Here is a 21869-nt window from a genome sequence, read left to right on the forward strand (position 1 = left end):
CCCGGTGTGCTGGGGGCGCGGGGGTGTGCGGCGGCTACGCCTTGCGGAGGGTGAACTCCAGGGCGAGGTTCTCGTCGGTGAAGCGCGGGGCGTCCGGGTCGGTGATGGTCAGGCCGATCGTCTCGGCGAGGACCTCGGCGGCGATCAGGGACTGGTGCTCGGTGAGACCGGCCTGGGTGTCCTGGTCGGTGCTGGCGAGCTGGAGGTGGATCCGGTCGGTGATCTCCAGGCCGGAGTTCTTCCGGGCGTCCTGGATCTGCCGGATCGCGTCGCGGGCCACGCCGAGGCGCTTCAGCTCGGGGGTGATCACCAGGTCGAGGGCGAAGGTGGCGCCGGACTCGTTGGCGACGGACCAGCCCTCGCGCGGGGTCTCGGTGATGATCACTTCCTCGGGGGAGAGCGCGACGCCCTCGCCGTCCAGCACGACCGAGGTGGTGCCGGTGGCGCGCAGTTCGGCGGCGAGCTGCGCGGCGTCGGCGGCGGCGACGGCCTTGGCGACGTCCTGGACGCCCTTGCCGAAGCGCTTGCCCAGCGCCCGGAAGTTGGCCTTGGCGGAGGTGTCGACCAGCGAGCCGCCCGCGTCGGAAAGGGACTGCAGCTCCAGGACGTTGAGCTCGTCGGCGATCTGGGCGCGCAGGTCGGCGGGGACGTCCTCCCAGCCCTGGGCGGCGATCAGCGCGCGGGACAGCGGCTGGCGGATCTTGACGCCGGACTCCGCGCGGGCGGCGCGGCCGAGCTCGACCAGGCGGCGGACCAGCGCCATGTGGCGGGACAGCCCGGGGTCGACCAGGCTCTCGTCGGCGACCGGCCAGCTGCTCAGGTGGACGGAGACCGGGGCGTCCGGGGTGACCGGGACGACCAGGTCCTGCCAGACCCGTTCGGTGATGAACGGGGTGAGCGGGGCCATCAGCCGGGTGACGGTCTCCAGCGCCTCGTGCAGGGTGGCCAGCGCGGCGGCGTCGCCCTGCCAGAAGCGGCGGCGGCCGCGGCGGACGTACCAGTTGGACAGGTCGTCGACGAAGCCGGACAGCAGCTTGCCGGCCCGCTGGGTGTCGTACGCCTCGTAGGCGGCGTCCACCTCGCGGACCAGGGAGTGCAGTTCGGACAGCACCCAGCGGTCGAGCACCGGGCGGTCGGCCGGGGCCGGGTCGTTCGCGGACGGGGCCCAGCCGGCCGGGCGGGCGTACAGGGCCTGGAAGGCGACGGTGTTCCAGTAGGTGAGGAGGGTCTTGCGGACCACCTCCTGGATGGTGCCGTGGCCGACCCGGCGGGCCGACCAGGGGGAGCCGCCGGCGGCCATGAACCAGCGCACCGCGTCGGCGCCGTGCTCGTCCATCAGCGGGATCGGCTGCAGGATGTTGCCCAGGTGCTTGGACATCTTGCGGCCGTCCTCGGCCAGGATGTGGCCCAGGCAGACGACGTTCTCGTAGCTGTTCCGGTCGAACACCAGGGTGCCGACGGCCATCAGCGTGTAGAACCAGCCGCGGGTCTGGTCGATCGCCTCGGAGATGAACTGCGCCGGGTAGCGCTTCTCGAACAGCTCCTTGTTGCGGTACGGGTAGCCGTACTGGGCGAACGGCATCGAGCCCGAGTCGTACCAGGCGTCGATCACCTCGGGCACCCGGACCGCGGTGGTGGAGCACTGCGGGCAGGGGAAGGTGACCTCGTCGATGTACGGGCGGTGCGGGTCCAGCCCGGACTGGTCGGTGCCGGTCAGCTCGGAGAGTCGGGCGAGCGAGCCGACGCAGGTCAGGTGGTCGTCCGCGCAGCGCCAGATCGGCAGCGGGGTGCCCCAGTAGCGGTTGCGGGACAGCGCCCAGTCGATGTTGTTGTTCAGCCAGTCGCCGAAGCGGCCGTGCTTGACCGTCTCCGGGTACCAGTTGGTGGCCTCGTTCTCGCGGATCATCGCGTCCTTGACGGCGGTGGTCCGGATGTACCAGGACGGCTGCGCGTAGTAGAGCAGCGCGGTGTGGCAGCGCCAGCAGTGCGGGTAGCTGTGCTCGTACGGGAGGTGGCGGAACAGCAGGCCGCGGGACTGCAGGTCGGCGACCAGGGCCTCGTCGGCCTTCTTGAAGAACACCCCGCCGACCAGCGGCACTTCGGGGGCGAAGGTGCCGTCGCTCTCCACCGGGTTGACCACGGGCAGGCCGTAGCGGCGGCAGGTCGCGAGGTCGTCGGCGCCGAACGCGGGCGACTGGTGGACGATGCCGGTGCCGTCCTCGGTGGTGACGTACTCGGCGGTCAGCACGTAGTGGGCGTCCGGGATCTCCACGAGGTCGAACGGCCGCCGGTACGCCCAGCGCTCCATCTCGGCGCCGGTGAAGGACTCGCCGGTGGCCTCCCAGCCCTCGCCGAGGGCCTTGGCCAGCAGCGGTTCGGCGACCACCAGGCGCTCGCTGCCGTCGGTGGCGACCACGTAGGTTACCTCGGGGTGGACGGCGGCGGCGGTGTTGGAGACCAGCGTCCAGGGGGTGGTGGTCCACACCAGCAGGGCGGCGGTGCCGGCCAGCGGGCCGGAGGTCAGCGGGAAGCGGACGAACACCGACGGGTCGACCACGGTCTCGTAGCCCTGGGCCAGTTCGTGGTCGGACAGGCCGGTGCCGCAGCGCGGGCACCAGGGGGCGACCCGGTGGTCCTGGACCAGCAGGCCCTTGTCGAAGATCTGCTCCAGCGACCACCAGACCGACTCGACGTAGGACGGGTCCATGGTGCGGTACGCCTGGTCGAGGTCGACCCAGTAGCCCATCCGCTCGGTCAGCTCGGCGAAGGCGTCGGTGTGCCGGGTCACCGACTCGCGGCACTTGGCGTTGAACTCGGCGATGCCGTACTTCTCGATGTCCGGCTTGCCGGAGAAGCCCAGCTCCTTCTCCACCGCGAGCTCGACCGGCAGGCCGTGGCAGTCCCAGCCGGCCTTGCGGGCCACGTGGTAGCCCTTCATGGTGCGGTAGCGCGGGAAGACGTCCTTGAAGACGCGGGCCTCGATGTGGTGGGCGCCCGGCATGCCGTTGGCGGTGGGCGGGCCTTCGTAGAACACCCACTCGGGGCGGCCCTCGGACTGCTCCAGGCTGCGCTGGAAGACCCGCTCCTCCTGCCAGAACGACAGGATCCGGTGCTCGAGCGCGGGCAGGCTGACCTGCGCGGGGACGGCGTTGTACGTGGGCGACATGGGGGCGTCTACCTCCGGCGGATGCGTGGACTGGCTCCGACGGAGGGACGAGACGGCGAGCCGCCCCGCGGTACCACCCTCCTTGACCGCGCGCGCTGCGGCCCTCTCTTTGGGTTTGCGGCCGGTTCTACTGGGCCCTGGGCGGGCCGTTCTTCCGGCGGCTCCGGGGTGATCTTCCCGCCGCGCACACCCCCGGGCTCACACCGCCCCCGGGTCGCTGCTGGCTGCGTACGTCGGTACTCGTCCCATCTGCGCCTTGCAGGCCCAGTGTATCGGCCCCCGCAAGCCGTTTCGCGCACCCGCGAGCCGGGGGCCGGGTGGTTAGCCGGAGGCGATCTGGGCACAACTTGTGCAGCGCCGACCCGGCGGCGGCTGCGCGGGTGGGATCGGCAAGGTGCTTCGGTATGTCCCGTTGTGGGCTGATTCGATGGGGTTTATCGTTCCGGGACCGGCAAGATCGTCGGGAACCGACGCTTCTGATCATTCGTGAATGAGGTCGAAAGCCATGGCTGAGAAGGCGACAGGAACCGTGACCAAGAGGTCGCGCGAGGCCGTGGCGGGCGACCCAGGGGAGGGGACCGTGACTACTGCGCGGCGAAAGACCGGCACCACCGGACACACCGCGGCGAGCAGCCGCAACCACGTGCCGGCGGGCACCGGGGCCCGCGGCGGCGCCGAGGCGGTCGACCCGGCCGACCTGCCGGTCCGCCCCGGCGAGGACCCGTGGACGGCCGAGGAGGTCGCCGAACTGCACGACGAGCTGGCCTCCGACATCGTCCGGCTGCGCGCCGAGATCGAAGCCTCCGAGGCCGCCATCGCCGGCCTGATGCGGGACTCCAACGACGGCGCGGGCGACGACCAAGTCGACGCCGGCACCAAGAACATCAACCGGGAGAGCGAGCTCTCGCTCGCCAACAACGCCCGCGACAGCCTCGCCCAGACCGAGCGCGCGCTGGCCCGGCTGGAGGGCACCGGCTTCGGCCTGTGCGAGTCCTGCGGCCAGCCCGTCGGCAAGGCCCGCCTGCAGGCGTTCCCGCGCGCCACCCTCTGCGTCAGCTGCAAGGCCAAGCAGGAACGCCGCTGAGGCCGGACGCCGGTCGGCCGGCAGCCGCGGGCCGGACGAACTCCCGGCCGCGGCGGCCAACGGGGCGGGCGGTGCCGTACCCTCGTCCCCAAGCACGTCGACCGGCATTCCACCCGGCGCATTCCACACGGCAGCGGAGCGGATCATCAGCACGCCAGGTTCCCACCAGACCCAGGACGACGCCGTCCCCACCGTCCGACCCGCCGGGGAGGGCGAGCCGGCGAGCCGGCCGGAGCCCGCGCCGGAGCAGCCGGAGAGCGCCGGTGCGACCGCCGCGGAGGGCGCCCGCGTGGTGGTCCGCCGCCGCCGGATCAGCCTGCTGCTGGCCGTCGCGGTGCTCGCCTACCTGATCGACCTCGGCTCCAAGCTGCTGGTGGTCGCCAAGCTGGAGGGCCGCAGCGAGCCGATCAAGGTGATCGGCGACTGGATGACCTTCCAGGTGATCCGCAACGGCGGCGCCGCGTTCGGCATGGGACAGGCCATGACGGTGCTGTTCACCGCCATCGCCACCGGCGTCATCGTGGTGATCTGGCGGATCGCCCGCCGCCTGTACAGCCTGCCCTGGGCGATCGCCCTCGGCCTGCTGCTCGGCGGCGCGCTCGGCAACCTCACCGACCGGCTGTTCCGCGCCCCCTCGGCGCTGCGCGGGCACGTGGTCGACTTCATCTCGGTCCAGCACTTCGCGGTCTTCAACCTCGCCGACTCGGCGATCGTCTGCGGCGGCATCCTGGTCGTCCTGCTCTCCTTCCGCGGCTCCAACCCGGACGGCACCATGCACGGCGGCCCGGCGGCCAAGGCCGAGCAGGCCGAGCAGGCCGAGAAGGCCGGGTCGGAGGCCGGGGAGGCCGAGGAGGGCTGACCGCCCCGCCGCCCCCGTACGCGTGCCCGCCCGACCGGAAGGTCCGGCGGGCACCCGCGTGTCGGGGGCGCTGCGGTGGGCACAGTGCCGGGGAGGGGACCGCGCGGGGCGGGACGGCGGGCCGGGGAGGGCGCGTGGGGTGGGACGGGGCCTTGCTGCTGTGGTGCGCGGCGTGGGGCGCGGTGGCGCTGGCCGGCACCGCGCGCTCGCTGGCCGGGGTGACGAAGGCGCAGCGGACCGTCCGGCTGGCCGGGCGGATCGAGCGGGTCGGCGAGGTGCGGCACGGCGCTTCGCGGATCGGCGGCATCCCGGTGACGGTCTCCTGGCGGGAGCCGGACACCGGGCGGGAGGTCGTCGTCCCGGGCGACGACGGGCGCGGCGAGACGCTCACCGCGGCCTGGGCGGGCCGGGAGATCGGGGTCAGCCACCCGCCGGGCCGGCCGGACGGGCACCGCTTCGCCAACGCCCCCGAACCGCCCTCGCGCGGGCTGGGGTGGCCGGCCTTCGCGGCCTTCCTGGTGTACGCGGGCCTGGTGGCGCTGGCCGCGATCCACTGGGCCTGGCCGTGGGCACTGGTCGGCGGCGCGGGCCCGTGGGCGCTGTCCGGCCTGTGGTACCTGCCGGAGACCGTCCGGGACCGGCGGGCGAAGCGGGAGCGGCTGGCCGCGATGGACGCGGTGCCGGGGCGGATCGTCGCCGTGCTCCGGGACGTCCGGGTCGACGAGGACGACGGCTCGACCCACACCACCCTCACCCCCGTCGTCGTGTTCACCACCCGGGACGGCACCGAGGTCACGGCGCACTGCACCGCGCACCTGGCCGACCCGGGGCGGGCGCGCGGGCGCGAGGTGACGGTGCACCACACGCCCGCGGACCCGGCCGAGTTCACCCTGGACCCGGCGGCCGACCGGCGCTCCTGGGGGTGGGACCTGGCGGTGCACGTCGCCGCCGTCGTGCTGCTGGCGGCGACGGCGGCGGCCGGCGCGGTGCTGCTGGCGCGCTGAGGGCCGGGCGAGCGGGGGACCGGGGGCGGGGGCGGGGGCCGGGGACCCGGGCGGCTCAGGCGGTGAGCAGACGGGTGATCTCCTCGGCGAGCTCCGGGCCGAGCCGGCCCCAGCCGTCCTTGTAGCCGTAGACCGAGGCCAGCGTGCGGGCCTCGTAGTCGCCGTTCAGCACCTCGATGTCGTCGGGGGTGATCAGCGCGGGGTGGGCGACGCCGACGGCCGAGGAGACCTTGGTCAGCTCCCGGCGCAGGGTGCGCAGGTAGTGCGCGGCGCGGGTGGCCTTCGAGGCCGGGTCGATGCCGCGGGCCAGCCACGGGTTCTGGGTGGCGATGCCGGTCGGGCAGCGGTCGGTGTGGCACTTCTGGGCCTGGATGCAGCCGATCGACAGCATCGCCTCGCGGGCCACGTTGACCATGTCGGCGCCCAGCGCGAAGGCCACCGCGGCGTTCTCGGGCAGGCCGAGCTTGCCGGAGCCGATGAAGGTCAGCCGGTCGGTCAGGCCCAGCTCGGCGAAGGTGCCGTAGACCCGGGAGAAGCCCATCCGGAACGGCAGCGACACCGAGTCGGCGAACATCCGCGGCGCCGCGCCGGTGCCGCCCTCGCCGCCGTCGACCGTCACGAAGTCCACGCCGCGGTCGCCGCGGGCCATCATCGAGGCCAGCTCGCGCCAGAAGCCCAGTTCGCCCACCGCGCTCTTGATCCCGACCGGCAGGCCGGTCTCGGCGGCCAGCAGCTCGACGAAGTCCAGCATCGAGTCGGTGTCGCCGAAGGCGGTGTGCCGGGACGGCGAGGCGCAGTCCCGCCCCGCCGGGATGCCGCGGATCGCGGCGATCTCCTCGGTGACCTTCGCGCCCGGCAGCATGCCGCCCAGGCCCGGCTTCGCGCCCTGCGAGAGCTTGATCTCGATCGCCCGGACCGGGCCGGAGGCCACCACCTCCCTGAGCCGGGCCAGGTCGAAGTCCCCGTGCTCGTCGCGGCACCCGAAGTAGGAGGTGCCCAGCTGCAGCACCAGGTCGCCGCCGCCCTTGCGGTGGTACGGGGACAGGCCGCCCTCGCCGGTGTTGTGCAGCGCCCCGGCCTGCGCGGCGCCCTCGTTCAGGGCGGCGATCGCGGCGCCGGAGAGCGAGCCGAAGCTCATCGCGGAGATGTTGACCGCGCTGGCGGGCCGGAACGCCTTCGCGCGCCCGCGCGGGCCGCCCAGCACCTTGGCCGAGGGCAGCGGGGCCTGCGGGTCGTGCGCGTCCGGCAGCGGGCCGGCGAAGGTGCGCTGCTTCAGGTAGGCGTGGCCCTGGACGTGCGCGACGTCGACCTCGGTGCCGAAGCCGAAGTAGTTGTTCTCCTCCTTCGCGGAGGCGTAGATCCAGCTGCGCTGGTCCCGGCTGAACGGGCGCTCCTCCTCGTTGGAGGTCACGATGTACTGCCGCAGCTCCGGGCCGATCCGCTCCAGCAGGTAGCGGGCGTGCCCGGCCACCGGGAAGTTGCGCAGCAGCGCGTGCCGCTTCTGCAGCAGGTCGCGGGCGGCGAGCGCGGCCACCGCGGCCGCGGCGGCGGTGCCTATCGTGCGGGCCTTCATGGGTTCGTCCCCCCTCGGCTCCGGCCCCGTCCCCGTCGACCGGGCCGTCGTGTGGTGCGGCTCCGATGCTAGGGCGCGGCCGCCGGGCCCCCGGAGCGGGGTGCGGCAGGCCCCGGTGGGGCGGGCGGACGGGCCCCGGTGGGGCCGGGGGCCGGTGCGGGTCGGGCATACTCGGGTGGGTGAGCATCGCAGCGCAGACCCGTAGCCTCCCCGTACCCGACGGCCTGGAGGGCGAGCGGCTGGACGCCGCCCTGGCCCGGATGTTCGGGTTCTCCCGCACCAAGGCCGCCGAACTCGCCGCCGAGGGCAAGGTCTCCCTGGACGGCGCGGTCGCCGGGAAGTCGGACCGGGTCACCGCCGGCTCCTGGCTGGAGGTCGAGATCCCGGCCCCCGCGGCGCCGGTGCAGATCGTCGCCGAGGCCGTCGAGGGCATGCGGATCATCCACGACGACGACCACGTCGTCGTCATCGACAAGCCGGTCGGCGTGGCCGCGCACCCCAGCCCCGGCTGGACCGGCCCGACCGTGATCGGCGGCCTGGCCGCGGCCGGCTACCGGATCTCCACCTCCGGCGCGGCCGAGCGGCAGGGCGTCGTGCACCGCCTCGACGTCGGCACCTCCGGGATCATGGTGGTCGCCAAGTCCGAGCGGGCCTACACCGACCTGAAGCGGCAGTTCCACGACCGGGTCACCGAGAAGAAGTACAACGCGCTGGTCCAGGGCCACCCCGACCCGCTGTCCGGCACCGTGGACGCGCCGATCGGCCGCCACCCCAGCAGCGACTGGAAGTGGGCCGTCACCCGCGACGGCAAGCCCTCCGTCACGCACTACGACCTGATCGAGGCGTACCGGGCGGCGTCCCTGCTGGACATCAAGCTGGAGACCGGCCGCACCCACCAGATCCGGGTGCACATGTCCGCGCTGCGCCACCCCTGCGTCGGCGACCTCACCTACGGCGCGGACCCGACGCTGGCCAAGCGGCTCGGCCTGACCCGGCAGTGGCTGCACGCGGTCTCGCTGGGCTTCGAGCACCCCGAGGACGGGCGCTGGGTCGAGTTCACCTCCGCCTACCCCGAGGACCTGCAACACGCACTGGACGTCATCGCGAAGGAGAGCTGACATGGGGGCTTCGATCCGGGTGGTCGAAGGGGACGCGGACATGGCGCTGGTGCGCGGTGTCCGGCACGAGGTGTTCGTGCTCGAGCAGCAGGTGCCGCCGGAGCTGGAGTTCGACGAGTACGACGCCACCTCCGCGCACCTGCTGGCCGTCGGGCCGGACGGGGGCGCGCTCGGCACCGCCCGGCTGATCTCCGGCGCCGAGGCGCTGGCGATGACCGGCGGCACCGAGGGCCGGGTGCTGCTCGGCCGCCTCGCCGTGGTCGCCGCCGCCCGCGGGACCGGCCTCGGGGCGCAACTGGTGCGCGCGGTCGAGGAGTTGGGGCGCGAGCGGGGCGCCCGCGAGGTGGAGCTGCACGCGCAGGTGCAGGCGCTCGGCTTCTACGAGCGGCTCGGGTACGCGGCCCACGGGCCGGTGTACGACGACGCCGGGATCCCGCACCGGACGATGACGCGGGTGCTGTAGCGGCGAGGTGCCCCTGCCGCGCGTTCAGTCGGTGCGCACGCGCGGCAGGGACTCCGGGTGGTGGTCGCGCAGGTAGGCCAGCAGGTGTTCGCGGACGGCGAGCCTGAGGGCGGCGGCGTCGTCCGGGTCGCGGGCGGTCATGGCGGCGCGGACCACGACGGTGGACGGGGTGGTGTCGGAGACGGTGAGGGACCACGCCCGGCCGTCCCAGAGCCCGCTGCCGGCCAGGTAGCGCTCCAGCTCGGCGCGCAGCGCGTCGACCGGGGTGCGGTGGTCGAGGTGGAGCAGCAGCCAGCCGAGCAGGCCGGAGTCCCGGCGGGTCCAGTTCTCGTACGGCTTGGAGACGAAGTAGGAGACCGGGACGACCAGGCGGCGCTCGTCCCACAGGTGCAGCACCAGGTAGGAGAGGGTGATCTCCTCGACGGTGCCCTGCTGGCCGTCCAGCACGACGGTGTCGCCGATCCGCACGGTGTCACTGAAGGCGATCTGCAGCCCGGCGAAGAAGTTGCCCAGGGCGGACTGGGCGGCGATGCCCGCGACGATGCCGATGATGCCCGCGGAGGCGAGCAGGCTGGCGCCGACGGTGCGCATCGCGTCGAAGGTCAGCAGCAGCGCGCCGCCGGTGACCACCCAGACCACGGCGGAGCCGACCCGGCGGACCAGGCCGAGCTGGGTGCGCACCCGCCGCACCCGGGAGGCGTCCTCGGTGACCGTCTCGTAGCGGCTGAAGGCGGCCTCGATGACGGCGGCCAGCACCCGGACGGTCAGCCAGCCCAGCGAGCCGATCAGCACCAGCAGGACGCCGTGCCGGACCGCGTCGTCGTCGGTGTCGAAGATCCGGCGCACCGGCTGGGCGGCCAGCAGCAGGGCGGACAGCAGCACCAGTTGGAGCGGGACGCGGCAGCGGCGCAGCTGCGCCCAGACCGGGGCGTCGGGGTGGCGGGCGGCGAGGCGCTGGAGGACCTGGTCGACCAGCCAGCCGGCGAACAGGGTGGCGAAGGCGGCGGTGAGCAGGCTGGCGAGCGGCCAGAACACGGGGCACCTCGGGTGGCGTCCGGCGGTGGGGGATTCGCACCCTATCGCGGGGCATTGCACCGGTTCGGGAACCCCGGCGGGGGGACGGGCGTTTCCCGGGAGGCCGCGGACACCGCCGCCAGGGGGCCGCGGACACCGCCGGCGGGCTGACGGTTTCCTTACCGGCCGCCCGGTTAGGATCACCTGCCATGGGCTTCGGTGGGGCGTGGCGCGGCTGGTGGACCAGGCGCAGGGCGGTGCTGGCCGGCGGGGTGGCGGCCGCGCTGCTGCTCGGCGGCGGGTCGGTCGCGCTGGCCGGGCAGCCGGAGAAGGTGCACCGGGAGGACCGCTTCCTGGAGATGCCCGAGGTCGCGGGCAGCGCCGAGAACGTCCGGATCGACACCTCGTTCTTCACCGCGGGCGGCTCCGGGCGCCGCCCGGCGGTGCTGCTGGCGCACGGCTTCGGCGGGTCGAAGGACGAACTGCGCCCGCGCGCCGAGGAGTTGGCCCGACAGGGGTACGCGGTGCTGACCTGGTCGGCGCGCGGCTTCGGCAAGTCCACCGGGCAGATCGGCCTCAACCAGCCGGAACGCGAGGTCGCGGACGTCTCCCGGCTGGTGGACTGGCTGGCGCAGCGGCCCGAGGTGCTGCTCGACGCCCCCGGCGACCCGAAGGTGGGCGTGACCGGCGCCTCGTACGGCGGGGCGGTGTCGCTGCTGGCCGCCGGGTACGACCGCCGGATCGACGCGATCGCCCCGCAGATCACCTGGTTCGACCTGGCGGACGCGCTGTTCCCGCAGGCCGTGCAGGGGAGTTCGGCCGCCGACGGGGTCTTCAAGAAGCTGTGGGCCGGGATCTTCTTCACCACCGGCTCGTCCGCGGCGTTCGGCGAGGGCGGCTCCGCCGCCCCGGCGCAGGAGCAGGGCCCGGTGGGCTGCGGGCGGTTCCGGCCGGAGCTGTGCGAGATGTACGACCGGGTCGCGGCGGCCGGGCGGCCGGACGCGGACGCGGTGAAGCTGCTGGAGCACTCCAGCCCCTCCGCCGTCGCGGACCGGATCAAGGTGCCGACGCTCGTCGTCCAGGGCCAGCAGGACTCGCTGTTCCCGCTCGACCAGGGCGACCGGATCGCCCGGGCCGTCGCCGCGAACGGCGCGCCCGTCGCGGTCGACTGGTTCGGCGCCGGCCACGACGGCGGCCAGGAGACCAGCACCCGCGCGGACGCCCGGATCACCGCCTGGTTCGACCACTACCTCAAGGGCGACGGCACCGGCACCGGCCCCGCCTTCCGGGTCACCCGCACCGGCGGCGTCGACTCCACCGGCTTCCAGGCGGTGCTGCGCGGCGCGGACGCCGACGCCTACCCGGGCCTGGACGGCACGGCGCGGCGCGAGGTCGCGCTGACCGGCCGCGAGCAGCGGATCGCCAACCCGCCCGGCGGGTCGCCGCCGAACATCTCCACGCTGCCGGGCATCGGCGCGCTGTCCCAGCTGTCCGCGGTCGGCGCGGGCCTGTCCATCGACTTCCCCGGCCAGTACGCCTCCTTCGACTCGGCGCCGCTGGACAGCGCCCTGGACCTGACCGGCGCCCCCGCCGTGTCGGTGCGGGTCGCCGCGGACGCGCCCGAGGCGGTGCTGTTCGCCAAGCTGTACGACGTCGCCCCCGACGGCAAGCAGACCCTGCCGCAGCAGCTGGTCGCGCCGCTGCGGGTGACCGGCGCGGACGCGCCCGGCGGGCGGACGGTGCGGATCGCGCTGCCCGCCGTCGAGCACCGGTTCCCGGCCGGGCACCGGCTGCGCCTGGTGCTCGCCAGCACCGACCTGGCCTACGCCTCGCCCGCCGGGTCCGCCACGTACACCCTCGCCGCGGACGGGCCGCTGACCGTGCCCACCGTGCCGGAGCTGCGCACCGAGTCCGCGCCGGTGCCGGACCGGACCTGGGTGCTGCCGCTGGTCGCGCTGGGCCTCGCCGCGCTGCTGGTGTTCGCCCGGCGGCGGCGGGACACCGCCCCGACGCCGGACCCGGAGCTCGCGGACGTGCCGCTGGTGATCACCGGCCTGTCGAAGAAGTACAAGGGCTCGACCGACCGGTACGCGGTGCGCGAGCTGTCGTTCCGGGTGGAGCGCGGGCAGGTGCTCGGGCTGCTCGGCCCCAACGGCGCGGGCAAGACCACCACGCTGCGGATGCTGATGGGCCTGATCCGGCCCGACGCGGGCGGGATCAGGGTCTTCGGCCAGGCGATCCGGCCGGGCGCGCCGGTGCTCTCCCGGGTCGGCGCGTTCGTCGAGGGCGCGGGCTTCCTGCCGCACCTGTCCGGCCGGGCCAACCTGGAGTCGTACTGGGCGGCCACCGGGCGCCCGGTCGAGGACGCGCACTTCGCCGAGGCGCTGGAGATCGCCGGCCTCGGCGAGGCCCTGGAACGCGCCGTGCGCACCTACTCGCAGGGCATGCGGCAGCGCCTGGCCATCGCCCAGGCCATGCTCGGCCTGCCCGACCTGCTGATCCTGGACGAACCCACCAACGGGCTCGACCCGCCGCAGATCCGCGAGATGCGGGAGGTGATGGTCCGGTACGCCGCCGCCGGGCGCACCGTCATCGTCTCCAGCCACCTGCTCGCCGAGGTCGAGCAGTCCTGCACCCACCTGGTGGTGATGGAGCGCGGACAGCTGGTGGTGGCCGGCCCGACCGCGGAGATCACCGGCGCGGGCGAACACCTGCTGGTCTCCGTCGAGGACGGTTTCGAGGGCGCCGACGCGGTGGCCGGGAAGCTCGCCGAACTGGACGGCGTCGTCTCCGCCGAGGCCGTGCCCGCCGGACTGCTGGTGCGCCTGGACGGCCTGCCCGCGAGCCGGCTGACCGCCGAACTGGTGCGCCTGGGCGTGCCGGTGACCGGCATCGGCCCGCAGCGCCGGCTGGAGGACGCCTTCCTGTCCCTGATCCGAGGAGCGGCATGAGCGGCACGAGCCGGACGAGCGGCACGAGCGGCACGAGCGGGACCGTGATCGGCACCGCGGACGGGACCGCCGCGCCCGGCTACCGGCCCGGCCGGACGCTGCCGCTGCGGGTCGAGGCGATGCGCCAGCTGCGCCGCCGCCGCACCCTGGTGGTCGGCGGGGTGCTGGCCGCGCTGCCGCTCGTCCTGCTGGCGGCCTTCCAACTGGGCGGCACGCCAGGGCGGGAGAACCGCACCACGTTCATCGAGCTGGCGACCTCCTCCGGGGTCAACTTCGCCACCACCATGCTGTTCGTCGGCACCGGCTTCCTGCTGGTCATCCCGGTCGCGCTGTTCTCCGGCGACACGGTCGCCTCCGAGGCGAGCTGGTCCTCGCTGCGCTACCTGCTGGCCGCGCCGGTGCCGCGGGCCCGGCTGCTGGTGCGCAAGTTCACCGTGGCGATGGTCTTCTCGGCCGCCGCGGTGGTGCTGCTGCCCGCCGTCGGACTGGTCGTCGGCACCGCCGCGTACGGCTGGGGCGACCTGAAGCTGCCCACCGGGGCCACGCTGACCGCCGCCGAGGCGCTGCCCCGGCTGGGGATCGCCGTGCTGTACGTCTTCCTCGCCGAGATCGTGGTCGGCGCGCTGGCGTTCTGGCTCTCCACGGCCACCGACGCCCCGCTCGGTGCGGTCGGCGGCGCGGTCTTCGCCTCCATCGTCACGGGCGTGCTGGACGCCGTCACCGCGCTCGGCTCGCTGCGCGAGTGGCTGCCCGCGCACTGGCAGTACGCCTGGGCGGACGCGCTCCAGCCGCGGCTGGAGTGGGGCGGCATGGTGCAGGGCGTGGTGCTGTCGCTGTCGTACGCGGTGGTGCTGCTGGCGCTGGCGTTCCGCGGGTTCGCGGCGAAGGACGTGGTGTCCTGAGGGTGCCGGCTCGGGGTTCTGGGCCCGGGGCCCGGGTTCGGGGCCCGGCCCGGCCCGGGGCTCAGCGGGCGCCGTCGCGGACCAGCAGCAGGTCGAGGTCGAGGGCGTGCGCCCGGGACGTCCAGATCGGCAGGTGCTCGGTGAGGAACCAGGACGCCTCCTCCAGGTCGTCCTCGTCCAGCGCCTCGACGTCCTGCTCGTGGATCGACTCCGAGGCCAGCGCGGCCAGTTCGACCAGCAGGTCGCCGGTGTCGGCGCGGCCGGCGAGGGTCGGGTACGGCCACGGCCAGTCGTCGGTGGCGCCGGCCGGGAACGGCCAGGGGCGGGACCACAGCGCGGTGAGGGCGGGCAGCTCGAGGGCGGTGAAGACCTCCGCCAGCTCGTCCCAGTGCCGGCCGGGGACGGAGACCGCGCCCAGCGGGGTGCCGAAGGCGCCGGCCAGGGCCGGGAGCAGGGCGGTGTAGCGGGAGTCCTCGCCGGGGCGCAGCCGGCCGGAGAGCAGCTCGGCGAGCGCGGCGGAGGGCGGCACGCCGGGGAGCGTGCGTTCGCCCGAGCCGGGCAGGCGCAGCAGGGCGGCGGCGTCCACCGCGAAGGCGGAGAAGTACTGTTCGGCCATGCCCGCATTCTGCCCCGGATCTGGGACAACTGCCCTACGGAGGGGGAGGATTCGGGGAGGAACAGGCGTCGGGGCGGTCGGGGCCGGGATCAGGAGAAGCGGAAGAGCTGGGAGCCCGCGCCCGGGGTGCAGGTGCTGATGGTGAGGGTCTTCCCGCTGCCGTTGTCGGTCAGGCAGCTCTGCGGGTACGCGTAGCCGAACTTCAACTGGAAGTTGCCGGAACCGGCATCGGTGACGTACCAGGCGGTCGCGTCGTTGAAGGATGAGGCACTGGCGAGTTCGGCCGCGGTTCCGCCACCGAAGGCGGGAGCGCCGAGGCTGATGCCGCTGTCGGCCTTGCACGCGGTGAAGGTGGTCGCGCCGGTGTTGGCGGACTTGATCCAGCCGTAGGAGGTGTGGCCGCCGGAGATCACCGGGACGCCCGCGCTGACGGCGTCGGAGCCGAGGCCGATGGTTCGGCCGCTGCCGGTGTTGACCAGCTTTCCCCAGCCGGCGCCGCCGCAGCCCGGGGCCGGGCCGGACGTGGTGGCGGGAGCGCTGGTCTGCTGCTGGGGCGGCTTGGGGGTGCTGCCGCCGGAGCCGCTGCCGGAGCTGCCGCCCGAGGCGGTCGAGGAGCCGCCGGCCGCGCCGCCGCCGTTGGAGGAGCCGTTGGAGGTGCCCGGGTTGCTCCCGCCGCCCCCGCTGCCGCCGCCGTTGGCGCCCGTGCGGTCGGCCTGGGCCGGGTCGGTGTCCGGCGGGGCGCCGTCGCCGGACGGGGTGGCGCCGGGCGGCGGTGAGGGGGCGGGGGACGGCTGCCCGGAGGTGGAGGCGTCGGGCGGGGCGGACGGGCCGGTGGCCGTGGCCGCGGTGGTGGCCGGGCTGCCGGGGGGCAGGGTGGAGTCGGCGGTGCTGTGGCTGCCCCCCTCCTGCCAGGGCAGCAGGTTGAGCTGCTGGGCGGTCACTCCGCCGCCGGTGACCAGCACCACGGGCAGGATCAGGGTGGCCAGGCGGCGGCGCCCGGAACGCTTCTCCGCGGCGGGGGCCGGGGCGGCGGCGGGCGCGGCGGCCGAGGCGGCGGGCGCGGGGACGGCGGGCGCGGGGACGGCCGGGGGTTCCTCGGCGGCTTCGGGCGCGGTGAGCACCGCGCCGAGCCCGGCCGGGGTGGACATCGCCTGCCGGGCGGCGACGGCCAACGCCGCCGCGTCCGGGTAGCGCTCCGCGGGGTCCTTGGCGAGCGCCCGGGCGACCACCGCCCGCACCGGGGCGGGCACGCCCTCCGGCAGTTCGGGGACCGGCTCGCGGACGTGCTTGAGCACCACTTCGAGCGGCGTCCCGCCGGTGAACGGCACCGCGCCGGCCAGCAGTTCGTACAGCACCACGCCGACCGAGTAGAGGTCGGAGGCGGCCGAGGCGTCCTTGCCCTCGGCGCGTTCGGGCGCCATGTACAGGGCGGTGCCGATCACCGCGTGGGAGGTGGTGATCCGGCTGTCGGCGAGGGAGCGGGCGATGCCGAAGTCGGTGACGGTGATCCGCCCGTCCGCGTCGATCATCAGGTTGGACGGCTTGATGTCCCGGTGCACGATGCCCTGCCGGTGCGCGGCGTGCAGCGCGTCCAGCACCTGGGCGGCGACGTCCAGCGCGCGGTCGGTCGGGAAGGGGTCGCGGCCGCGGGCCTCGTCGAGGGGCTTGCCGGAGAGCAGCTCCATCACGATGTACGCCGTCCGGGCGTCCGGATCGCTGTCGTCCTCGCCGTAGTCGTGGATGTGCACCACGCCGCGGTGGTTCATCGCGGCCAGCACCGTCGCCTCGCGGCGGAACCGGGCGGCGAAGACCTCGTCCTCCATCAGGGCCGGGAGCACGATCTTCACCGCGACCTGGCGCCCGAGCACCTGGTCCTCGGCCCGCCACACCTCGCCCATCGCACCGCTGCCGAGCCGCTCGGAGAGCGCGTACCGGCTCCCGAGGACCGTCCCCCGACCCCACATGTCCCGCATCCCCCGAGCATGTTGTACGACTTGTCAGTAGTGATTCTGGCCGTTCGGACGCCCGGGGGGAAGCCGCTGCCGTCCCCCGCCCCGCCCGACCGCCGCGACTCTACACCCGTTGCTTGGTGCAACTGGCGTGCGGAGGAACGGAGATGAGGCTTGGTCAGGGCAGGTGCGGGGGCGGGGTGTTGGGCGGGGGCGGGACGCGGGGCGGCTTCGGTCAGCGGCGCAGGCGGGCGTCGGTGGCGAGGGAGTCGACCAGGGCCTCGACGCTCTCGGGCGGGAGGCCGCGGGAGACGAACCAGGCGCCGACGTTGCGCACGTCGCGCTCCAGGAAGGAGAGGCCGCGCGGGTTGGCCACCACGTCGACGATCTGCGGGACGTCGATGACCACCAGGCGGCCGCGGTGCACCAGGATGTTGTAGGCCGAGAGGTCTCCGTGCGCGTAGCCGTCGTAGGCCAGCAGCGCGAGGCTGCGGCCCAGTTGGGCCCACAGGTCGTCGATGTCGGCCTCCTCGGCGCGCAGTTGGGCCAGCCGGGGCGCGGCCGTGCCGTTCTCGTCGCCGACGAACTCCATCAGGATCTCGGTGCCGGTGATCTGCACCGGGTACGGCACGGCGACGCCCGCCGACCAGAGCCGGCACAGCGCGGCGAACTCGGCGGCCGCCCACTGGCCCGCGATCGCCTCCTTGCCGAAGGCGGTGCGCTTGGCCATCGCCCGGGTGACCCGGGACTCCTTGTGCTGGCGGCCCTCCAGGTAACCCGAATCCCGGTGGAACATCCGGTGCTGGGCGTCCCGGTACCGCTTGGCGGCCATCAGGGTGCGGCGGCCGGTGCCGGGGACGGCGCGCTCCAGCAGGAAGACGTCCGCCTCCTTGCCGGTCTTCACGATGCCCAACTCGGTGTCGACGGCCGCGAGTTCGGTCACGACCCAGTCGGGGCGCGGCTCAGGGCCCTTCTCGGTCGGGGTGGACTGGTCCCACGTCGACCAGCGGTCGCCGACGGCGGGGCCGTCGGTCACGGGGGCGGGGTACTGCTCCCCGGCGTCACTGTCGGCGTCGGCGTCGGTGCCGAAGGCGGTGTCGGCGAAGTAGTCGTACTCGGGCTGGGAGTCGTCGAAGCGGTCGGCCCGGCGGCCGCGACGGGAAGCACCCTTGGGGCGGATGCGGGAGAAGGAATCGCTGTCGGCAAAGCGCTCGCGCACTGCGGTGGCTCCTGGGGAGTGGCCCACCGGGGCGCGGAGTGTCGCGCGGTCAGCCGGTGGGGCGAAGACGGGGGGAGGCGTATGGCGCGCACACGAAGGCGCACCGCGTCACGGCGGCAACCATCGGTCTGCACCTCCTCTCGTCGGGCCCGCGAGCGCACGGCGGCGCGGCGGGACGGGGAACACTCTAGGCGGGGGGTGGACGTGGTGCAAAGGGTTTTTCCGGGGGTGGTGGCGAGGGGGAGGAGCGGGGGAGGAGGGGCGGCGTGGCGGGGGTGGGAAATTCCCTATCGGGCTGTATGTTGAGGTCGAATAGGGAAGGATAGGGAATGAACGATTTCTACTCCGTCGAGGACGTGGCCGAGTTGCTCGGGCTGCACGTGAAGACCGTGCGGGGGTACGTGCGGGACGGCAAGCTCAAGGCGGTGCGGATCGGGAAGCAGTACCGGATCGCTCGGGCGGAGGTGGAGGCGTTCACCGGGGGCGGGGTGTCGGCGGGGCCGTCGCGGGTGGAGGTTTCGGCGGTGGTGCAGGTGGACGGGGTGGGGGCGCGGGATGCGGACCGGCTGGTGACGGGGGTGCTGGCGGCGGCGTCGGCGTGGTCCGGGGGGTCGCGGCCGCTGTGGGTGCAGGCGGTGCGGGAGGAGGAGCGGGGGGCGTTGCGGTTCGTGGTGCTGGGGCCGCCCCGGCGGGTGTCCGAAGTGCTGGCGCTGGTCGACGAGTTGGCGGGGGGCATGCGGTGACGGAGGTCCGGGAGCTGGGCGGGGTGCCGGTGCTGGTGGCGCCGGCCGGGGGCGAGGCGGTGGCGGGGGAGCGGCAGGCGCTCGACCTGCTGGGGGACGCGTCGTACCGGGGGGCGTCCTGGGTGGCGCTGCCGGTGGAGCGGCTGGACACGGAGTTCTTCCGGCTGCGCAGCGGTGTCGCGGGGGCGGTGGTGCAGAAGTTCGCGCAGTACCGGACTGGCCTGGCGGTGGTGGGGGACGTGGCGGGGCACGTGGCGGCGTCGGACGCGCTGCGCGACTTCGTCCGGGAGAGCAACCGGGGTCTGCAGCTGTGGTTCGTCGCGGACCTGCCGGAGCTGGCCGGGCGGCTGTCCGGTCCGGGGGTTATCCGGGGCAGTTGACTTCGACGCGAGGACTTCCGATGCCAGGTGACATGTGCAATTGTACATGTCACCTGGCCGTCGAGGGCACCTCGACGGCCTCCCACCCTCCGCCGCGGCCCCCCAACCGCGGCGTCATCCCGGCCCGGAGGCCCCCACGTGCGAACCTTCCGGAAAGCATGCGCGTCCGCAGGACGGACGCTGAGCCTGCTGTTGTCCCTCTGCCTGACCCTCGGCTTCCTGGGCGCGCTGGCGCCCGGCGCCGGGGCCGCCACCCGGACCGAGCAGAAGCCGGCCAAGTCCGACCCGGCGAAGGCGTCGAAGTCGGCGCCGCGCAACACCGAGGCGGCCGAGCGCCGCAAGGACTCCGACCGCGACCTGCGGGCGGACGCCAGCAAGCGGCCGCCGCTGACGGCCGGCGGCGCACCCGGCAGCGCCCGGGCCGGGGCCCTGGCGGCCGCGGCGACCTGCAACGCCTCGGACTTCACCAGCCGTACCGGCAGCGCCCTGGTGGCGCAGATCAAGTCCGCCTCGGTGGACTGCGTCAACTCGCTGTTCACCCTCAAGGGCAACGACGCGAAGTCGGCGTTCGGCGAGTCGCAGATGGTCAGCGTGGCCAACGCGCTGCGCGAGGTGTCCGCCGGCTACCCGGGCGACGACTCCACTTCGGCCACCCAGATCGTGCTGTACCTGCGGGCCGGCTACTACGTGCAGTGGTACAACCCGGACGCCGTCGGCGCGTACGGCAGCAGCCTGAAGAGCGCGATCGAGGGCGGCCTGGACGCCTTCTTCGGCAGCGCGCACTCGCAGGACGTGAACGACGCGAACGGCGCCACGCTGTCCGAGGCGGTCACCCTGATCGACAGCGCCGCCGAGAACGCCCGCTACCTGAACGTCGTCAAGCGCCTGCTGAACGGCTACAACAGCGGCTACGACTCGTCCTGGTACATGCTCAACGCGGTCAACAACACCTATACGGTGCTGTGGCGCGGCCACCAGAACAGCGACTTCCCGTCCGCGGTGCAGGCCGACCCGAGCGTGCTGGACACCCTGCAGTCCTTCGCCTCCCGCAACAGCGCGCTGCTCGGCGGCGACAAGGGCTACCTGGTCTCCAACGCGGGCCGCGAGCTGGGCCGCTTCCTCCAGTACCCGGCGCTGCAGGCGAAGGTCCGGCCGCTGGTGAAGGGCCTGCTGGACCAGAGCTCGATCACCGGGCGCACCGCCGCGCTGTGGGTCGGCCTGGCCGAGATGACCGACAGCTACGACAAGGCCAACTGCTCGTACTACGGCACCTGCGACCTGGCGAACCGGCTCAGGACCGCGGTGCTGACCGTCGACTACACCTGCAGCGGCAGCATCAGGATCATCGCCCAGGCGCTGACCGCCGACCAGCTGACCACCGCCTGCACCAGCCTCAAGGGCCAGGACGCCTACTTCCACGGCGTGGTCAAGGACGGCGGCGCGGTCGCGAACGACAACAACTCCACCATCGAGGTGGTGGTCTTCCACTCCAGCAGCGACTACCAGACCTACGCCGGCACCATCTTCGGCATCTCCACCGACAACGGCGGCATGTACCTGGAGGGCGACCCGGCCGCGGCGGGCAACCAGCCCCGGTTCATCGCCTACGAGGCCGAGTGGGTCCGCCCGGACTTCCAGATCTGGAACCTCAACCACGAGTACACCCACTACCTCGACGGCCGGTTCGACATGGCCGGCGACTTCGACGCCGGCATGACCACCCCGACCGTCTGGTGGGTCGAGGGCTTCGCCGAGTACGTCTCCTACTCGTACCGCAAGGTCGACTACACCGACGCGACGACCCAGGCCGGCCTGCACACCTACGCGCTGTCCACCCTGTTCGACACCACCTACGACAACGCCGACCAGACCCGGATCTACAACTGGGGCTACCTGGCCGTCCGCTACATGCTGGAGCAGCACCGTTCGGACCTGGACGCCGTGCTCGCCGAGTACCGCGCCGGTGACTGGAACGGCGCCCGCACCCTGCTGAAGACCACCATCGGCACCCGCTACGACGCCGGCTTCAACACCTGGCTGACCGCCTGCAGCACCGGCTCCTGCGGCGGCGGTACCACCACGCCCACCGACCCGGGCAGTGACTGCGGCGCCACCAACCAGCAGCAGCTCGACCTCGGCTGCAGCCGCCAGGACGCCGCCGCGGCCGCCGGTGACTACGCCTACTTCTACGTGTGGGTCCCGGCCGGCACCGCCAAGCTGACCGTCAGCTCCAGCGGCGGCACCGGCAACGCCGACCTCTACTACAACGCCGCCACCTGGGCCACCACCGGCGCCAGCACCGCCAAGTCCACCAACAGCGGCAACGCCGAGACCCTGACCGTCGCCGACCCGCCCGCGGGCTGGAACTACGTCAGCCTCCACGCCGCGGGCAACCAGCCCTTCGCGGGCGTCACCATCAGCGCCTCCGACGGCACCTCCACCCCGCCCGGCAACGGCGGCACCGAGTGCACGGCGGACGACACCCGCCGGCTGGACACGGGCTGCGTCCGCAGCAACGTCACCGCCACCGCGGGCAACTACGCCAGCTTCTACCTGTGGATCCCGGCCGGCACCGCCAGCCTGAAGATCAACACCTCCGGCGGCACCGGCAACGCCGACCTGTACTACAACGGCAGCACCTGGGCCACCACCGGCGCCAACACCGCCAAGTCCACCAACAGCGGCAACACCGAGACCCTGACCGTCGCCAACCCGCCCGCGGGCTGGAACTACGTCAGCCTCCACGCCGCCCAGGACTTCACCGGCGCCACCGTCTCCGCCTCCTTCTGAGCAAGTCCCGCACCGAACGGCCCGGCCCACCGCACCGG

15 protein-coding genes and 1 pseudogene are annotated in these 21869 nt (G+C 73.9%); 10 read left to right on the forward strand and 6 right to left on the reverse strand.

The window, feature by feature from the left end; all coding sequences use genetic code 11:
• Window positions 1-34 precede the first annotated feature (34 nt).
• Window positions 35-3166, reverse strand: coding sequence for an isoleucine--tRNA ligase (gene ileS, locus ACFUEL_RS13625; RefSeq protein ID WP_380236355.1), 3132 nt, complete (start codon window positions 3164-3166; stop codon window positions 35-37).
• Between the two features lie 580 nt (window positions 3167-3746).
• Between ileS and ACFUEL_RS13630 the strand changes: the two genes are divergently transcribed.
• From ACFUEL_RS13630 to ACFUEL_RS13640, 3 genes and pseudogenes are all read left to right on the forward strand, one after another.
• A complete protein-coding gene (locus ACFUEL_RS13630) occupies window positions 3747-4250 on the forward strand; it encodes a TraR/DksA family transcriptional regulator (RefSeq protein WP_380236356.1) in 504 nt (167 codons plus the stop codon).
• A 106-nt stretch (window positions 4251-4356) separates the two neighbouring features.
• Window positions 4357-5028: pseudogene (gene lspA, locus ACFUEL_RS13635) on the forward strand (signal peptidase II); the annotation flags it as partial.
• 215 nt (window positions 5029-5243) lie between these two features.
• Window positions 5244-6113, forward strand: a complete 870-nt coding sequence (locus ACFUEL_RS13640; protein WP_380236357.1) for a DUF3592 domain-containing protein — start codon at window positions 5244-5246, stop codon at window positions 6111-6113.
• 55 nt (window positions 6114-6168) lie between these two features.
• Here ACFUEL_RS13640 and ACFUEL_RS13645 read toward each other — a convergent pair whose 3' ends face one another.
• On the reverse strand, window positions 6169-7686 hold the full coding sequence (locus tag ACFUEL_RS13645; protein WP_380236358.1) for a glutamate synthase-related protein: 1518 nt from the start codon (window positions 7684-7686) through the stop codon (window positions 6169-6171).
• Between the two features lie 179 nt (window positions 7687-7865).
• Between ACFUEL_RS13645 and ACFUEL_RS13650 the strand changes: the two genes are divergently transcribed.
• Window positions 7866-8804, forward strand: coding sequence for an RluA family pseudouridine synthase (locus tag ACFUEL_RS13650; protein ID WP_380236359.1), 939 nt, complete (start codon window positions 7866-7868; stop codon window positions 8802-8804).
• A gap of 1 nt (window position 8805) precedes the next feature.
• Window positions 8806-9267, forward strand: coding sequence for a GNAT family N-acetyltransferase (locus tag ACFUEL_RS13655; protein WP_380236361.1), 462 nt, complete (start codon window positions 8806-8808; stop codon window positions 9265-9267).
• Between the two features lie 24 nt (window positions 9268-9291).
• On the opposite strand, the gene ACFUEL_RS13660 is transcribed toward ACFUEL_RS13655, so the two are convergent.
• The gene (locus ACFUEL_RS13660) at window positions 9292-10302 is read right to left on the reverse strand and encodes a mechanosensitive ion channel family protein (RefSeq protein ID WP_380236362.1); all 1011 of its coding nucleotides are present in this window, start codon (window positions 10300-10302) and stop codon (window positions 9292-9294) included.
• A gap of 188 nt (window positions 10303-10490) precedes the next feature.
• On the opposite strand from ACFUEL_RS13660, the gene ACFUEL_RS13665 reads away from it, so the two are divergent.
• Together ACFUEL_RS13665 and ACFUEL_RS13670 are read left to right on the forward strand one after the other, a co-directional pair.
• Window positions 10491-13232, forward strand: a complete 2742-nt coding sequence (locus ACFUEL_RS13665; RefSeq protein ID WP_380236364.1) for an alpha/beta fold hydrolase — start codon at window positions 10491-10493, stop codon at window positions 13230-13232.
• The gene (locus ACFUEL_RS13670) at window positions 13229-14134 is read left to right on the forward strand and encodes an ABC transporter permease (RefSeq protein ID WP_380236366.1); all 906 of its coding nucleotides are present in this window, start codon (window positions 13229-13231) and stop codon (window positions 14132-14134) included. The genes ACFUEL_RS13665 and ACFUEL_RS13670 overlap by 4 nt, the downstream gene beginning before the upstream one ends.
• Window positions 14135-14195: 61 nt before the next feature.
• On the opposite strand, the gene ACFUEL_RS13675 is transcribed toward ACFUEL_RS13670, so the two are convergent.
• From ACFUEL_RS13675 to ACFUEL_RS13685, 3 genes are all read right to left on the reverse strand, one after another.
• Window positions 14196-14750, reverse strand: coding sequence for a hypothetical protein (locus ACFUEL_RS13675; RefSeq protein WP_380236367.1), 555 nt, complete (start codon window positions 14748-14750; stop codon window positions 14196-14198).
• An 89-nt stretch (window positions 14751-14839) separates the two neighbouring features.
• The gene (locus ACFUEL_RS13680) at window positions 14840-16723 is read right to left on the reverse strand and encodes a serine/threonine protein kinase (protein WP_380236369.1); all 1884 of its coding nucleotides are present in this window, start codon (window positions 16721-16723) and stop codon (window positions 14840-14842) included.
• A 211-nt stretch (window positions 16724-16934) separates the two neighbouring features.
• Window positions 16935-17918, reverse strand: a complete 984-nt coding sequence (locus ACFUEL_RS13685) for a serine protein kinase RIO (protein ID WP_380236370.1) — start codon at window positions 17916-17918, stop codon at window positions 16935-16937.
• Window positions 17919-18247: 329 nt separating this feature from the next.
• Here ACFUEL_RS13685 and ACFUEL_RS13690 point away from each other — a divergent pair, with 329 nt between their 5' ends.
• From ACFUEL_RS13690 to ACFUEL_RS13700, 3 genes are all read left to right on the forward strand, one after another.
• On the forward strand, window positions 18248-18661 hold the full coding sequence (locus ACFUEL_RS13690; RefSeq protein WP_380236371.1) for a helix-turn-helix domain-containing protein: 414 nt from the start codon (window positions 18248-18250) through the stop codon (window positions 18659-18661).
• Window positions 18658-19041 (forward strand): DUF4180 domain-containing protein, encoded by a 384-nt coding sequence (locus ACFUEL_RS13695; RefSeq protein WP_380236373.1) that lies wholly within the window; start codon window positions 18658-18660, stop codon window positions 19039-19041. The genes ACFUEL_RS13690 and ACFUEL_RS13695 overlap by 4 nt, the downstream gene beginning before the upstream one ends.
• 192 nt (window positions 19042-19233) lie before the next feature.
• Window positions 19234-21831, forward strand: a complete 2598-nt coding sequence (locus tag ACFUEL_RS13700; RefSeq protein WP_380236374.1) for a M9 family metallopeptidase — start codon at window positions 19234-19236, stop codon at window positions 21829-21831.
• The last annotated feature ends 38 nt before the right edge of the window (window positions 21832-21869 follow it).

This window comes from Kitasatospora sp. NPDC057198 (assembly GCF_042670125.1).
Taxonomy (GTDB): domain Bacteria; phylum Actinomycetota; class Actinomycetes; order Streptomycetales; family Streptomycetaceae; genus Kitasatospora.

Bases quoted from the DNA above. Each gene is read 5' to 3' on its own strand.
- ileS (WP_380236355.1), bottom strand. From the start codon at position 3,166: ATGTCGCCCACGTACAACGCCGTCCCCGCGCAGGTCAGCCTGCCCGCG.
- ACFUEL_RS13645 (WP_380236358.1), bottom strand. From the start codon at position 7,686: ATGAAGGCCCGCACGATAGGCACCGCCGCCGCGGCCGCGGTGGCCGCG.
- ACFUEL_RS13655 (WP_380236361.1), top strand. From the start codon at position 8,806: ATGGGGGCTTCGATCCGGGTGGTCGAAGGGGACGCGGACATGGCGCTG.
- ACFUEL_RS13665 (WP_380236364.1), top strand. From the start codon at position 10,491: ATGGGCTTCGGTGGGGCGTGGCGCGGCTGGTGGACCAGGCGCAGGGCG.
- ACFUEL_RS13670 (WP_380236366.1), top strand. From the start codon at position 13,229: ATGAGCGGCACGAGCCGGACGAGCGGCACGAGCGGCACGAGCGGGACC.
- ACFUEL_RS13675 (WP_380236367.1), bottom strand. From the start codon at position 14,750: ATGGCCGAACAGTACTTCTCCGCCTTCGCGGTGGACGCCGCCGCCCTG.
- ACFUEL_RS13680 (WP_380236369.1), bottom strand. From the start codon at position 16,723: ATGCGGGACATGTGGGGTCGGGGGACGGTCCTCGGGAGCCGGTACGCG.
- ACFUEL_RS13690 (WP_380236371.1), top strand. From the start codon at position 18,248: ATGAACGATTTCTACTCCGTCGAGGACGTGGCCGAGTTGCTCGGGCTG.